12 protein-coding genes are annotated in these 14,385 nt (G+C 59.9%); all 12 read left to right on the top strand.

The genetic code is table 11. The features are described 5' to 3' along the window. The first annotated feature begins 4 nt into the window (after nucleotides 1-4). Complete coding sequence (gene flgK, locus MHH62_RS15760; protein ID WP_032902462.1) at nucleotides 5-2,050, top strand: flagellar hook-associated protein FlgK; 2,046 nt, start codon at nucleotides 5-7, stop codon at nucleotides 2,048-2,050. Nucleotides 2,051-2,064: 14 nt separating this feature from the next. Next, nucleotides 2,065-3,675 carry a flagellar hook-associated protein 3 gene (locus MHH62_RS15755; RefSeq protein ID WP_014719360.1) on the top strand — a complete coding sequence of 537 codons (1,611 nt, stop codon included), beginning with the start codon at nucleotides 2,065-2,067 and terminating at the stop codon, nucleotides 3,673-3,675. A gap of 276 nt (nucleotides 3,676-3,951) precedes the next feature. Then, a complete protein-coding gene (locus MHH62_RS15750) occupies nucleotides 3,952-4,881 on the top strand; it encodes a ketoacyl-ACP synthase III (protein ID WP_014719359.1) in 930 nt (309 codons plus the stop codon). Between the two features lie 264 nt (nucleotides 4,882-5,145). Then, nucleotides 5,146-6,858: a flagellin gene (locus MHH62_RS15745; RefSeq protein WP_032902460.1), complete on the top strand. Its 1,713-nt coding sequence runs from the start codon at nucleotides 5,146-5,148 to the stop codon at nucleotides 6,856-6,858. A gap of 76 nt (nucleotides 6,859-6,934) precedes the next feature. Further along, nucleotides 6,935-7,282: a flagellar protein FlaG gene (locus tag MHH62_RS15740; protein WP_014719357.1), complete on the top strand. Its 348-nt coding sequence runs from the start codon at nucleotides 6,935-6,937 to the stop codon at nucleotides 7,280-7,282. Nucleotides 7,283-7,364: 82 nt separating this feature from the next. After that, nucleotides 7,365-8,732, top strand: a complete 1,368-nt coding sequence (gene fliD / locus MHH62_RS15735; RefSeq protein WP_014719356.1) for a flagellar filament capping protein FliD — start codon at nucleotides 7,365-7,367, stop codon at nucleotides 8,730-8,732. A gap of 128 nt (nucleotides 8,733-8,860) precedes the next feature. After that, a complete protein-coding gene (fliS, locus tag MHH62_RS15730; RefSeq protein ID WP_020302689.1) occupies nucleotides 8,861-9,250 on the top strand; it encodes a flagellar export chaperone FliS in 390 nt (129 codons plus the stop codon). A gap of 25 nt (nucleotides 9,251-9,275) precedes the next feature. Next, the gene (locus MHH62_RS15725) at nucleotides 9,276-9,572 is read left to right on the top strand and encodes a hypothetical protein (RefSeq protein ID WP_014719354.1); all 297 of its coding nucleotides are present in this window, start codon (nucleotides 9,276-9,278) and stop codon (nucleotides 9,570-9,572) included. 169 nt (nucleotides 9,573-9,741) lie between these two features. Next, nucleotides 9,742-11,214 carry a sigma-54 dependent transcriptional regulator gene (locus MHH62_RS15720; protein ID WP_003192966.1) on the top strand — a complete coding sequence of 491 codons (1,473 nt, stop codon included), beginning with the start codon at nucleotides 9,742-9,744 and terminating at the stop codon, nucleotides 11,212-11,214. Between the two features lie 110 nt (nucleotides 11,215-11,324). After that, entirely contained in the window at nucleotides 11,325-12,536 is a 1,212-nt protein-coding gene (locus MHH62_RS15715) for an ATP-binding protein (RefSeq protein ID WP_019818388.1), read from the top strand. Between the two features lie 7 nt (nucleotides 12,537-12,543). Next, nucleotides 12,544-13,920 (top strand): sigma-54-dependent response regulator transcription factor FleR, encoded by a 1,377-nt coding sequence (gene fleR / locus MHH62_RS15710; protein WP_282399266.1) that lies wholly within the window; start codon nucleotides 12,544-12,546, stop codon nucleotides 13,918-13,920. Between the two features lie 131 nt (nucleotides 13,921-14,051). Continuing rightward, nucleotides 14,052-14,381: a flagellar hook-basal body complex protein FliE gene (fliE, locus tag MHH62_RS15705; RefSeq protein WP_003192959.1), complete on the top strand. Its 330-nt coding sequence runs from the start codon at nucleotides 14,052-14,054 to the stop codon at nucleotides 14,379-14,381. Nucleotides 14,382-14,385 lie beyond the last annotated feature (4 nt).

Here is a 14,385-nt window from a genome sequence, read left to right as displayed (position 1 = left end):
AACCATGAGTTTGCTCAGTATCGGGATGTCAGGGCTCAATGCCGCTCAAGGATCGTTGTCGGTCTTGAGTAATAACATCGCCAACGTGAATACCCCAGGGTACTCGCGTCAGCAGACCACGCAAAATACCAACGCATCAAACCCGTTCGGCGGCGTGTACATCGGCAGCGGCACCACCCTGGCCGATGTGCGCCGGGTGTACAACGAGTACCTGGACACCGCTTACCAGAACAGCACGGCGCTCAATAACGACGCCAAGGCGTACCTGGACCAGGTGGGGGCCGTCGACAAAGTGCTGTCGGACAAAACCACCGGTCTGTCCTCAGTGCTCAGTTCGTTCTTCGCCACCCTGCAAACCGCCGCGTCCAACCCCAGCGACCTGTCGGCCCGCCAATTGCTGGTGACCAACGCCCAGACCCTGAGCAGCCGTTTCAACTCGATCTCCACGCAGTTGACCCAGCAGAAAGAGACCATCAACAACCAACTGAGCAGCATGACTGATCAGGTCAACCAATTGACCGCCTCGATTGCCTCGCTTAACCAGCAGATCTCCCAGGCCCAGGGCAGCTCCAATAGCGCCCCAGCCAACCTGCTGGACTCGCGTAACGAGGCAGTACGCTCGCTCAATGAGTTGATCGGTGTCACGGCCACCGAGAAAAACGGCCAGTTCAGCGTGACCACCGGCAGCGGCCAGTCCCTGGTAGAGGGCGGGATCTCCAACAAGATTTCCGCGGCACCAAGCAAAACCGATAACAGCCAGTACACCATCCAGTTGGACATGAACGGCACCAGCCTGGACCTGGGCTCGGTGATCAGCGGCGGCAGCATCGGTGGCCTGTTGCGCTATCGCAGCGATGCCTTGATGCCGGCCATCAATGAGCTGGGGCGTATCGCCATTGCCACCGCGGACACGCTCAACAGCCAACTGGGCCAGGGCCTGGACCTCAATGGTGACTTTGGCGTTTCGCTGTTCAAAGACATCAACAGCGCGGCCGCCATTGCCTCGCGCAGCCAGGGTGCCTCGGGCAACAGCGCCGGCGCGGGCAACCTGAACGTGACGATCAAGGACAGCAGTCAGTTGTCCACGTTTGACTACACCGTGACCTTCAGCGACAAGACCGATCCTAACAAAATCACGGTGTTGCGCTCGGACGGCAAGGCCATGGGCACCTTTGACATGAGCGCTACACCGCCGCCGACCCTGGATGGTTTCACCCTGGCGCTGGACGGCAAGGGCACCATGGCGTTTGGCGACAGCTTCAAGGTCAGCCCCACCGCCACGGGCGCCAGCGGTATTGGCGTGGCGCTCACCGATGCGAACAAGCTGGCGTTTGCCGGCCCGTTGGCAGGTACCAGCAGCAAGACCAACAGTGGCACGGGCACCTTTACCCAGCCGGCTTTGACAGTGCCTTTGGATATCCATGGCGGCACTGACACTGCCCAGTTGCGCGCCGGTATTGAAAACTCGATGCCGGTGAAGATGGTGTTCGGCAAGCCTGCCGCCGACGGAACGCAGTCGTATACGATCAGCGACTCCAAGGGCAACCCGATTGGCACCGGCTCGATCATTCCGGGGCAGGGCAACAAGATCACCGTGGACGTGCCAATGCGCGACGCCAGCGGTGCCGCCATTCCCGGCAAGAGCTTCAAGTTCGACACCACTGTCAACGGCTCCCCGGCAGACGGCGACAGCACCACCTTTGCCTTCAACAGTGGTGGCAAGTCCGACGGCCGCAACGCCCAGGAACTGCTGAACCTGCAAACCAAGGCCACCGTCGGCATGGGCGAGGGCAACGCGGGCACCAGCCTGGTGGGTGCCAACAGCAAGCTGGTCTCGACCGTGGGTGCCAAGGCCAGCCAGGCCGGGGTCGACACCGCCGCCACCGGTGCGTTGCTCAGCGCCAACAAGGAAGCACGCAACTCGGTATCCGGGGTCAACCTGGATGATGAAGCGGGCGACATGATCAAGTTCCAGCAGTACTACACCGCGTCGTCGCAGATCATCAAGGCTGCGCAGGAAACCTTCACCACACTGATGAATGCTCTTTAAGGGAGGCTGGGACGATGCGTATTTCTACACAGCAGTATTTCGAGACCAGCTCTGCCAAGTACCAGAGCAACTATTCCAGCGTGGTCAAGGCCCAGGACCAGGCCAGCTCCGGCGTGCGCGTGCAAACCGCCGCAGATGATCCGGTGGCGGCGGCGCGGTTGTTGATGCTGCAGCAGCAGAAAGACATGCTGGCGCAGTTCAATGGCAACATCGACACCCTGAAAAACTCGCTGACCACCCAGGACGGCGTGCTGGAAAATATCAATATCGCGATTCAACGGGCCAGTGAGTTGGCGCTCAAGGCGGGTAACGTCGGCATCAGCGACGCTGACCGCAAGTCGACGGCCGCCGAGATTGGCGCCATTGAAGACCAGATCCTGGGCCTGCTCAATACCAAGGACGCCAGCGGCAATTACTTGTTCTCCGGCAGCAAGACCGATACGCCGCCCTACGCCCGCAACAATGACGGCACCTACAGTTACCAGGGCGATGACACGCCGTTGAGCCTGCAGATCGCAGAGAACCTGTCGGTTGCCATGGGCAATACCGCCAAGAGCATGCTTGAAAGCTCAGCGAATACGGGCCGTACGCAAACCGCGCCGATCCTCGTGCCGCCAGCGGTCGACGATGGCAAGGTCACCGTATCTGCCGGGCTGATCGCGGCCAACAGCAGCTATAACAGCAGCTTTTCCGATGGTCAGCCGTATAAGCTGACCTTCACCAGCAGCACCCAATACGTGGTCACGGACAATGCTGGCAAGGACATCACTTCGGAGATTCCAGGCAACGGCACTTTCGATGCCACCAAGGAAGGCGGCTCGACTATCAACCTGCGCGGGGTCAAGTTCGACATTGGCTTGAACCTGGGCAAAGACGCACTGGGCAAAGACATACTGCCAGGCGCGCCGTCGGACGCCATCGTCAAGGATCGCGAGTTCAGCCTGTCGGTCAAGCCGGACACCTTCAGCGTTTCGCGCACCCCGAGCAATCCGTCCACCGCGCAACTGAGCGGCGGCACGGTGAGCGATCCGGCGGCGTACGCCAGCACCTTTCCCAACTCGGGCGTGATCGTGAAGTTCGGTGCCGCCGGCGCCTATGACCTGTATGCCCAGCCGTATAGCGCAGACAGCAAGTCCATCGCCAGTGGCACCCTGGCGGCCGGCGCCACCACCATCACGGCGGCAGGGGTGACCTTTGATGTCACCACCGCACCGGCACCGGCAGCCGGCGACCAGTTTGCGATCAGTGCCACCAGCAACAAGAACGAGAACGTCCTCGACACCCTGAGCCATCTGCGCAAAATCCTGGAAACGCCGTCAGACGGCAACCCGGCGGCGCAGAAGGAGCTCAAGGATGTGGTGGCCAAGTCCATTGGCAACCTGACCAATGCCTACGGCCAGATCGACCAGGCGCGTGGCTCCCTGGGCGCGCGCCTCAATGGCCTGGACATTCAGTCCAAGGAAAACGTCAGCCTGGACCTGGCCAATACCACCACCATGAATGCCCTGGGCAATGTCGACTTCGCCGAAGCCGCCATCAACCTGAGCTTGCAGCAAACCATGTTGCAGGCCTCGCAATTGGCCTTCGTGAAAATCTCGCAGTTGAGCCTGTTCAACAAGATGTAAACGGCGTTCAGTCAAGCGGCCCGCTCTGGAAACAGGGCGGGCCGTTGTCGTTTCGGGGGCTTAATTGTTGAAACGTTTTGCATAAACCACGCAAAATTGAGTGACCTGTGAGTCATAAAGCGCATCTTCACTGTATCGTGTGAAAAGGATAAGTCGTCACAGGGCCTTCATCGGGCGGCTTTCAGCGGGATTTTTATGGGGTTATCCCCTTTATTGTCAGCACTTCCGGCATAGCCCGAGGGGTGTTCTCCAGCTATTTAGTATTGGGAAGCCACAATGATTGGCATAAAAAGCATCGCCAGTTACGTGCCGGCGGACGGGATCGATAACTACGCCCAGGGTGCCAAGTTCGCCAAGGATGAAGAGTTCATCATCGGCAAGATCGGCTCGGCGTTCCTGCCGCGCAAGGAAGCGGCACAGGAAACCTCGGATCTGTGTGTCGAGGCGGTCAACGCCTTGTTTGCCAACAACCCGCAATTGAAGCGCGAATCCATCGACGCGCTGATCGTCGTCACCCAGAACGGCGATGAAGAGGGCCTGCCTCACACCGCCGCCATCGTGCAGGACAAACTGGGCCTGCCAACTCACGTGGCCGCCTTCGACATTTCCCTGGGCTGCTCCGGCTACGTCTACGGCATCTACGCGATGAAAGGCTTCATGGAAGCCGCGGGCCTGAAAAACGGCCTGCTGATCACCGCCGACCCGTATTCCAAGATTGTCGACCCGGAAGACCGCAACACCACCATGCTGTTCGGCGATGCCGCCACCGCCACCTGGATGGGCGAGGACGCGCCATGGCTGCTGGGCAAATCCAAGTTCGGCACCGACGGTTCCGGCGCACCGCACCTGAAGGTCAGCGACGGCGTGTTCTTCATGAACGGCCGCCAGGTGTTTAACTTCGCCTTGCTCAAGGTGCCTGCGCACTTGCACGAGCTGCTCAAAGAGTCGGACCTCAAGGCCGATGACATCGATGCGTTCTGCATCCATCAGGGCAGCGCGGCCATCGTCGACGCCGTGGCGCGCCGTTTTGAAGAAGCGCCGGTGGACAAGTTCATCAAGGACATGGTCGAGACCGGCAACACCGTGTCGTCGAGCATCCCGCTGCTGCTGGAAAAGCACGTGATGGACGCCACCTGGAAGCGCGTGGCAATCAGCGGCTTTGGCGTGGGCCTGTCGTGGGGCTCGGCGATTCTCTATCGTCCGTGATGCATTAGCCGTTGCACAAAAAACGCCGATGATCGAATGATCATCGGCGTTTTTTTATTGGCGCCAGAAAAGCCAATGAAACCGGGCTTCTGCGCCTGCATAAGCCCTTGAAATACAAGGGCTGGCACAGGGCTACTAAAAAAAATCAAAAAAATCCTCAAGCAACCGGCTACCACGACGATAACTATTACGTAGGTTCTCTAGGCCACACCCGGCGGTCGCCAGGGCCGGAAGCCGCAGTATCCAAACCACGAGGATTTCGTCATGGCATTATCAGTAAACACCAACATCACCTCCCTGGGTGTCCAGAAGAACCTGAACAAAGCTTCCGACGCTCTGAGCCAGTCGATGAACCGTCTGTCCTCCGGCCTGAAAATCAACAGCGCCAAAGACGACGCTGCCGGCATGCAGATCGCTAACCGTCTGAACAACCAGGTCAAAGGTCTGAACGTTGCCATCGCCAACGCCAACAACGGCGTGTCGATTGCCCAGACCGCTGAAGGCGCGATGCAAGAATCCACCAACACCCTGCAGCGTCTGCGTGAACTCGCCCTGCAAGCGGCCAACGGTGATAAAAGCGACGCTGACCGTGTTTCCCTGCAGCAAGAATTCACCGCTAAAGTGGGCGAGCTGAACCGTATCGCCAGCACCACCACCTTCGGTGGTCGTAACCTGCTGGACGGCTCGTTCAGCAACGTAGCGTTCCAGATCGGCGCCAATGCCAACGAGACTATCTCGTTCGGTATGACCGATATCAGCTCGACTGCGCTGAAGGGTAACTACAAAGAAGCTGCTGTAGATGGCGTTGCGATGAAAGGCCTGGCCGCTACCGCTACTGGTTCGGTATTGGGCAATAGCGCAATGAAAATTGGCGCAGCCGCAGCAACCGCTACCGTTGCTACCGACGCGTTCACTATCAACGGTACTGAAATTGCTCTCGGTGTTGCCGCCGCTGGTGTTCCGGCAGCTACTGCTGCACTGACTGCCATCAACGCTCAAACCGCAACCACTGGTGTTACCGCTACTGCCGATGCCGCTGGCGTCGTAACCCTGACCTCGAAAAACGACATTGTCCTGGGCGCTTCGGCTACCGCTGGCGCGACAGACGGTTTGGCCAAGCTCGGTCTGGGTGCAGCAGCCACCGTTCCATCCAACAGCAACCTCAAGGCTGACGGTGCCATCTCGGTCAATGGCACAGCCGTAACTTGGTCTGCTACTGACACCATGGCTTCTGTGTTGACCAAGCTTGAAAACGCGGCTGGCGGTGCGGCGACAGGCGCTTCGGCCACTTTCACTGATGGCCGTGTCAAATTGACTTCGGGTGACGGTGCGGACATCAAGCTGTCCAACACTTCGAGCGGTTCGCTTTCCCAGTTGGGTCTGTCGGCCGGTACTACCCAAGCCAAACTGACCGCTGACACTTCGATTGACGTGAACGGCGTCGAAGTGAAGTTCAAGAAGGGTGACACTGCTGATGCAGTAGTAGCCTCGATCAACAGCGCCAGCACCGGTGTTCAAGCCAGCAAAAACGCTGACGGCACCCTGAACCTGTTCGCTGACAAAGACATCACCATCAAGGATGGTAGCGCCGGTACTGGCCTGGCTGCACTGGGTCTGACCGCTGTTGCAGCGGCCGGCACCAAAACCGCCGTCACCATGGAAACCAGCGTTTCCGACCTGAACATCCTGACTGCCGCTTCTTCGCAGCAGGCCATCCAGGCTCTGGACGATGCTATGCAGCAGATCGACAGCCAGCGTTCGCAGCTGGGTGCCGTACAAAACCGCTTCGCCAGCACCGTGGCCAACCTGCAGAGCATTTCGCAGAACTCCTCCGCTGCCAAAGGCCGCGTAGAAGACGCTGACTTCGCTTCTGAAGCCGCTGAGCTGACCAAGCAACAAACCCTGCAACAGGCTTCCACTGCGATCCTGTCCCAGGCCAACCAACTGCCATCGTCTGTTCTGAAGCTGCTTCAGTAATAGCGCTAGCGGTTAAATAACGGGAGGGTGCGTTTAACAACGTGCCCTTCCGTTTTTTCAGTTTGGAGGTGGTGACATGGACATGAGCATCAAGCTGACCTCGTCTTACCCCGCAGCCACGGCCCCGGCCAACCTTGGCGCAGTGGTGACCCAGGCCAAGCCTGTGGCCAGCAATGAGCCGATCAAAAGTGAAGAGCCGCAGCGCGTGGCGCTGGAAAAGGCTGTTACCGATATGCGTGAGTTTGTGCAGGCTTCACAGCGCAACCTGGATTTTTCCATCGATGACTCTACCGGCAAGGTAGTGGTCAAGGTGATCGCCACTGACAGTGGTGAAGTGATTCGACAGATTCCATCGGAGACCGCGCTGAAATTGGCGCAGAACCTGAGCGATGCCGGCAGCCTGCTGTTTGATAGCAAGGCTTGAGTTGGCACGAAACATGTTTTTGATTGCGGTCTAGGCGTATAAGCGCCAAAAAACGGCCGCTGCAGGACAAGGAGAATGGCAAATGGCTAGTTCAACGATTTCCGGCCCAGGTTCGGGCTACGACACCCAGGCTATCGTCAAGGCGCTGGTAGGTGCCGAGCAGGCGCCCAAGCAGGCTCAGATCACCAACGAGCAGAAGAAGGCCACCGTGCAGTTGTCTGCCGTGGGCTCGGTCAAGACGGCGTTGGAAGCCTACCAGGCGGCGATCACCAAGTTGAACAATGCCTCGGCCTTCAACGGGCTGGCGGCGACTTCTTCGGAAGAGAAAAACGCCAAGGTCACCCTGACCGACGGTGCGTCCAGCGGCAAATACCTGTTGAAGATCGCCAACCTTGCGACCGCCTCGAAAGTCACCACGGCGGTGAATGCGGACGGCGCGTCGGGCAAGGCCAACAGCACGGACGAAGACCAGACGCTGACCATCAACCAGTCGGGCAAAAGCTACGACGTGGTGATCCCAGGCGGCGCGACCTTGCAACAGGTGCGCGAGTCGATCAATACCCAGCTCTCGTCCCAAGGCATCAGTGCCAACGTACTGAGTGACTCTAATGGCGCGCGTCTGGTATTGACTTCGACCACCATGGGCGAGGGCACCGACATCACCCTCAGCGGTGATTCGCAGCTGGCTGTCGGCTACGACAAAGGCAAGGCGCCGACCAACGCCAAGTACTCCATTGATGGCATTGAAATGTCATCGAACAGCAACAAGATCACCTCGGCGATCAGCGGCGTGACCCTGGACCTGTTGGACACGGTAGACATCACCAAGCCGACCACCATCACCGTGGCCAGCAACACCGACACCTTGAAAACCTCGGTGCAGTCCTTCGTCAGCGCCTACAACACGCTGATGACGGCGATCAACACCCAAACCAAGGTCACTGCAACCGGTGATGCCTCCACCACCACCGCAGGTGCGTTGACCGGCGATGCGTCGATGCGTCAATTGGTGAACAGCCTGCGTTCCGAATTGGTCAACGGCTCCGGCGCGGGCACCATGACCAGCCTGGCGCAGATGGGCATCACCACCGACCAGAAAACCGGCCTGCTGAGCCTGGATGACAAAACCTGGGACAAGGCCGTGGTCAAGGGCGCTGGCGACATTGCCAAGCTGTTCACCGGCGACACGGGCTTGATCACCCGCATGAACAAGGCGACCAACAGCTACGTCGGCACTACCGGCACCCTGGCGACACGTGCCACCGATCTCAACAACAAGTTGACCGACTTGACCAAAGAGACCGACGACCTGACGCGGCGCATGGATGCCTTGCAGAAGTCCCTGACCGCCAAGTACACGGCGATGGACACCATGATCGCGCAGATCAACGCCAGCAGCTCCAGCATCCTGACCACCCTCAACTCGCTGAACAATCCTAAGTCGAACTGATGAGCGGTGCGCGCCAGGGCCCTGTCCAGGGGCCCTCGCGCAGGGTGCTGGATTAAAGTTTTTATCGCCGTGGTCGAAAAACTGGTTAAGCAAACCTATTCGATTGTCGCCAGTAACGAGGTAGCAACATGAACCCGATGAGAGCCCTTCGCCAGTACCAGAAGGTCAATGCCCACGCTCAGGTCTCCGAAGCCAGCCCGCACCGCCTGGTGCAGATGCTGATGGAAGGTGGCCTGGATCGCATGGCCCAGGCCAAGGGTGCGTTGAGCCGCGGGGACATCGCGCAAAAGGGCCTGATGCTGGGCAAGGCGATCGAAATCATTTCGGGCCTGCGCGATGGCCTGGAGCCTGAGAAAGCCGAAGATCCGGCCGCGATCCAGCGTCTGGATGCCCTGTACAACTACATGGGCAATCGCTTGGTCGAGGCCAATCGCGTCAACGACGCCGAGATGATCGACGAAGTCGCCCGCCTGCTGATCACCGTCAAGACCGGCTGGGATGCCATCGCTCCACAATAAGGCCGATTGCCTTGAGGTACACATCATGAGCCACGCACTGCAACGCATCGACGAAACCCGCGAAGCCCTTCTCGGCGCGCTGGCTGAGCGCAATTGGGAAGCCGTGGGCGAGTTGGACCTGGGTTGCCGCGCGGTGATTGATGAGGTGCTCAGTGAGGCACCGGTAGACGAGGGCGCATTGCGCGAGAAGCTGGAAAGTTTGTTGGTGGTGTACCAGCAGTTGCTGGAGGTGACGACCGGCGAACGCCAGGCGATTTTCGAAGAGATGTCGCAGATCAACCAAGCGAAAAATGCGTCAAAGGTTTACCATCTGTTCGGTTGAACGGGCGCAGTTAATCCGAACGGCGCGTCATATATTTGACTGTGCCAGCATTTTTGACTTAACTAGTGCTGTTTTCAGATTTCAGACGTCTAGAAGGTAAGAAATCTTACAGACGTCTAGATTGCCCTCATTCCGGGGCAGGAAGTTTTACTAGGGAAGTTGCTATTGCATGTGGCGTGAAACCAAAATTCTGCTGATCGATGACGATAGCGTCCGCCGCCGCGATTTAGCGGTGATTTTAAATTTTCTTGGTGAAGAAAATTTACCCTGCGGCAGCCACGATTGGCAGCAGGCGGTCAGCTCGTTGTCGTCGAGCCGTGAAGTCATTTGCGTATTGATCGGGACGGTAAACGCTCCTGGCGCAGTTCTGGGCCTGTTAAAGACACTGTCTACCTGGGATGAGTTCCTTCCGGTGTTGCTAATGGGCGATATTTCTTCCGTGGACCTGCCGGAAGACCAGCGCCGCCGTGTGTTGTCCAACCTGGAAATGCCGCCCAGCTACAGCAAATTGCTCGATTCCCTGCACCGCGCCCAGGTCTATCGCGAGATGTACGACCAGGCCCGCGAGCGCGGCCGTCACCGTGAGCCCAATCTGTTTCGCAGCCTCGTCGGCACCAGCCGTGCCATCCAGCACGTGCGCCAGATGATGCAGCAAGTGGCCGACACCGACGCCAGCGTGCTGATCCTCGGCGAGTCGGGCACCGGCAAGGAAGTGGTCGCGCGCAACCTGCACTATCACTCCAAGCGTCGCGACGGGCCCTTTGTGCCGGTCAACTGCGGGGCGATCCCGGCAGAGCTGCTGGAAAGCGAATTGTTCGGCCACGAGAAGGGCGCCTTTACCGGGGCGATCACCAGCCGTGCCGGGCGTTTTGAGCTGGCCAATGGCGGCACTCTGTTCCTCGACGAAATCGGCGACATGCCGTTGCCGATGCAGGTCAAGCTGCTGCGCGTATTGCAGGAGCGCACCTTCGAGCGCGTGGGCAGCAACAAGACCCAGAGCGTGGACGTGCGCATCATTGCCGCCACCCACAAGAACCTCGAAAGCATGATCGAGGTCGGCAGCTTCCGCGAAGACCTGTACTACCGCCTCAACGTATTCCCTATCGAGATGGCCCCGCTGCGCGAGCGCGTGGAAGACATCCCGCTGTTGATGAACGAACTGATCTCGCGCATGGAGCACGAAAAGCGCGGCTCCATTCGTTTCAACTCCGCGGCAATCATGTCCCTGTGCCGCCACGGCTGGCCGGGCAACGTGCGCGAGCTGGCCAACCTGGTGGAGCGCATGGCGATCATGCACCCGTACGGGGTGATCGGCGTGGTCGAACTGCCGAAGAAATTCCGCTACGTCGACGACGAAGACGAACAGATGGACAGCTTGCGCAGCGATATGGAAGAGCGCGTGGCGATCAACGGCCATACTCCGGACTTCGGCGCCACCGCGATGTTGCCGCCCGAAGGCCTGGACCTTAAGGACTACCTCGGCAATCTCGAACAAGGGTTGATCCAGCAGGCCCTGGACGATGCTCATGGCATCGTGGCCCGCGCCGCCGAGCGCCTGCGTATCCGTCGCACCACCCTGGTGGAGAAGATGCGCAAGTACGGTATGAGCCGCAAAGAAGGTGATGAACAGGCGGATGATTGACGCCTGTTTTTCAACTATTTGATTTATAGGTAGATTTTTTTCGGCACGGGTATTGCTACAGCCCTCGCAACGTTCCGTTTAACTGACGGTCAGCCAAGCGAGAGAGCATCATGCCCCACGCCGCCCAACTATCTTCGGCCCCTGCCATCCAGGGGCTGGTTTCGCCTGTAGAACCGCCGACCCGCCAGGGCCTGGAGCACGCGTTCTCGCAGTTCAATCAGATGTCGAGCCAGCTGACCGACTCCTACAGCCTGCTTGAGGCCCGGGTTTCGGAGCTTAAAGGCGAACTGGCGGTGGTCAGCGCCCAGCGCATGCAAGAGCTGGCCGAGAAAGAACGCCTGGCCAACCGCCTGCAAAACCTGCTGGACCTGTTGCCCGGTGGCGTAATCGTCATCGATGACCAGGGCCGCGTGCGCGAAGCCAACCCGGCAGCCTGTGATCTGCTCGGCCTGCCGCTGGAAGGCGAGCTGTGGCGTGAAGTCATCACCCGCTGTTTTGCCCCCCGTGAAGACGACGGCCACGAAGTCTCCCTCAAGGACGGGCGTCGGCTGTCCATCGCGACCCGTTCCCTGGACGCCGAGCCGGGCCAGCTTGTGCTGCTCAATGACCTGACAGAAACCCGGCACCTGCAAGATCAACTGGCGCGCCATGAGCGGCTGTCGTCCCTGGGGCGTATGGTCGCTTCCTTGGCCCATCAGATTCGTACGCCGTTGTCGGCGGCATTGATCTACGCCAGCCATTTGACTGACGAGCAATTACCGGCGGCCACCCACCAACGCTTTGCCGGGCGCCTCAAGGAGCGCCTGCATGAGTTGGAGCACCAAGTGCGCGACATGCTGGTGTTTGCCCGTGGCGAACTGCCGCTGACCGATCGCGTTACACCTGCCGGCTTGATGCAGTCCCTGCAAGCGGCAGCGGCCATTCATGTGCAGGAGGCCAACCTGCGCTGGCAGTGCGACAGCCATCAGGGCGAATTGCTGTGCAACCGCGACACCCTGGTGGGCGCGCTGCTCAACCTGATCGAAAACGCCACCCAGGCCAGTGGCCCCGGGGCGCGCCTGAAAGTGCACCTGTACACCCGCGGGCAAACCCTGCGCCTGTGCGTCAGCGACAGCGGCAGCGGTATCGCCCCGCAGGTGCTGCAACGTCTGGGCGAGCCGTTTTTTACCACCAAGACCAACGGCACTGGCCTGGGCCTGACTGTGGTCAAGGCAGTGGCCCGCGCCCATCAGGGACAATTGCAGCTGCGTTCCCGCCTGGGGCGTGGCACCTGTGCATTGATGACCTTGCCGCTGTTTTCCAGCGCGGCAAGCGCGGAGTAAGAGGATGATGGCTATCAAGGTTTTATTGGTGGAAGACGATCGCGCCCTGCGTGAAGCATTGGCTGACACGCTGCTGCTGGCGGGCCATGACTACCGTGCGGTCGGCTCTGCCGAGGAAGCCTTGGAGGCGGTCGAACAGGAGGCCTTCAGTCTGGTGATCAGCGACGTCAACATGCCCGGCATGGACGGCCACCAGTTGCTCGGCCTGCTGCGCGTGCGCCAGCCGCAACTGCCGGTGCTGCTGATGACCGCCCATGGCGCGGTGGAGCGGGCGGTGGATGCTATGCGTCAGGGCGCGGCGGATTACCTGGTCAAACCGTTCGAGCCCAAGGCGCTGATCGAGCTGGTGGCCCGACATGCTCTGGGCGTAGCGTCGGCGGGCGAGGGCGATGGCCCGATTGCCTTTGAGCCGGCCAGCGCGCAATTGCTGGAACTGGCCGCGCGGGTGGCGCGCAGTGATTCCACTGTGTTGATTTCCGGTGAATCCGGTACCGGTAAAGAAGTGCTGGCGCGCTACATCCACCAGCAGTCCAGCCGCGCCCAGCAACCGTTCATTGCGATCAACTGCGCGGCGATCCCCGACAACATGCTCGAAGCGACCTTGTTTGGTCATGAAAAGGGCTCGTTCACCGGCGCCATCGCGGCCCAGGCCGGCAAGTTCGAACAGGCCGACGGCGGCACCATCCTGCTCGACGAAATTTCGGAAATGCCCCTTGGCCTGCAAGCCAAGTTGCTGCGCGTATTGCAGGAACGTGAGGTGGAGCGCGTGGGCGCGCGCAAGCCGATCCAGCTGGATATTCGCGTGGTTGCCACCACCAACCGCGACCTGGCGGGCGAAGTGGCGGCGGGGCGCTTCCGTGAGGACCTGTTCTACCGGTTGTCGGTGTTCCCGCTGGCCTGGCGCCCATTGCGTGAGCGCCCGGCGGATATCATCCCCTTGGCCGAGCGCCTGCTGAACAACCATGTCAAAAAAATGAAGCATGCCCAGGCGCGGTTGTCGCCCGAGGCCCAGGCGTGCCTGGTCAATTATCCATGGCCGGGCAACGTGCGCGAGTTGGATAATGCCATCCAGCGTGCGCTGATTTTGCAGCAGGGCGGCTTGATCCAGCCGCAGGATTTCTGCCTGGCCATGGGCACTGGCGCTGCGCCGTTGCCGAGCCTGGCTCCGGCTCCAGTGGTCGCCGAGGCGGAATCGGCAGGCGCCCTGGGTGATGACCTGCGCCGCCGTGAATTTCAGATGATCATCGACACCCTGCGCGCCGAGCGCGGCCGTCGCAAAGAAGCGGCCGAGCGCCTGGGCATCAGCCCGCGCACCTTGCGCTACAAGCTGGCGCAGATGCGCGACGCCGGTATGGATGTGGAGGCGTATCTTTTCGCCACATGACCGGTAACAAGTTTGACAAGCTTTGTCGCCTTTTCTTACGAGTTGTCACAGAGCTGGCACCCTTGTTGCTACCACCCCTAGTAACCGCTGCGTAGTGTCAAAAAATTGCGGGTCGTCGGAGAGAGAAGGTCATGAGCCAGGGTATTGAGTTCAATCGGTTGATGTTGGATATGCGCGCCATGCAAATGGACGCCATGGCTCAACCGAAATCCGTCGCGCCAGCGCCGGAATTGGGCCAAAGCAATTTTGCCGACATGCTCGGTCAGGCAATCAATAAAGTCAGTGATACCCAGCAGGCGTCCAGCCAGTTGGCGACGGCTTTCGAGATCGGTAAAAGCGGCGTGGACCTCACCGATGTGATGGTCGCCTCGCAAAAGGCCAGTGTGTCCTTCCAGGCCTTGACCCAAGTGCGTAACAAGCTGGTTCAGGCGTATCAAGACATCATGCAGATGCCGGTTTAAGGAC

Source organism: Pseudomonas sp. FSL L8-0168 (assembly GCF_037976155.1).
Lineage (GTDB): Bacteria > Pseudomonadota > Gammaproteobacteria > Pseudomonadales > Pseudomonadaceae > Aquipseudomonas > Aquipseudomonas paracarnis.
The sequence above is the reverse complement of the archived record's forward strand: the minus strand, read 5'-3'. Positions and strand labels throughout refer to the sequence as shown.

Bases quoted from the DNA above. Each gene is read 5' to 3' on its own strand.
- flgK (WP_032902462.1), top strand. From the start codon at position 5: ATGAGTTTGCTCAGTATCGGGATGTCAGGGCTCAATGCCGCTCAAGGA.
- MHH62_RS15755 (WP_014719360.1), top strand. From the start codon at position 2,065: ATGCGTATTTCTACACAGCAGTATTTCGAGACCAGCTCTGCCAAGTAC.
- MHH62_RS15750 (WP_014719359.1), top strand. From the start codon at position 3,952: ATGATTGGCATAAAAAGCATCGCCAGTTACGTGCCGGCGGACGGGATC.
- MHH62_RS15745 (WP_032902460.1), top strand. From the start codon at position 5,146: ATGGCATTATCAGTAAACACCAACATCACCTCCCTGGGTGTCCAGAAG.
- MHH62_RS15740 (WP_014719357.1), top strand. From the start codon at position 6,935: ATGGACATGAGCATCAAGCTGACCTCGTCTTACCCCGCAGCCACGGCC.
- fliD (WP_014719356.1), top strand. From the start codon at position 7,365: ATGGCTAGTTCAACGATTTCCGGCCCAGGTTCGGGCTACGACACCCAG.
- fliS (WP_020302689.1), top strand. From the start codon at position 8,861: ATGAACCCGATGAGAGCCCTTCGCCAGTACCAGAAGGTCAATGCCCAC.
- MHH62_RS15725 (WP_014719354.1), top strand. From the start codon at position 9,276: ATGAGCCACGCACTGCAACGCATCGACGAAACCCGCGAAGCCCTTCTC.
- MHH62_RS15720 (WP_003192966.1), top strand. From the start codon at position 9,742: ATGTGGCGTGAAACCAAAATTCTGCTGATCGATGACGATAGCGTCCGC.
- MHH62_RS15715 (WP_019818388.1), top strand. From the start codon at position 11,325: ATGCCCCACGCCGCCCAACTATCTTCGGCCCCTGCCATCCAGGGGCTG.
- fleR (WP_282399266.1), top strand. From the start codon at position 12,544: ATGGCTATCAAGGTTTTATTGGTGGAAGACGATCGCGCCCTGCGTGAA.
- fliE (WP_003192959.1), top strand. From the start codon at position 14,052: ATGAGCCAGGGTATTGAGTTCAATCGGTTGATGTTGGATATGCGCGCC.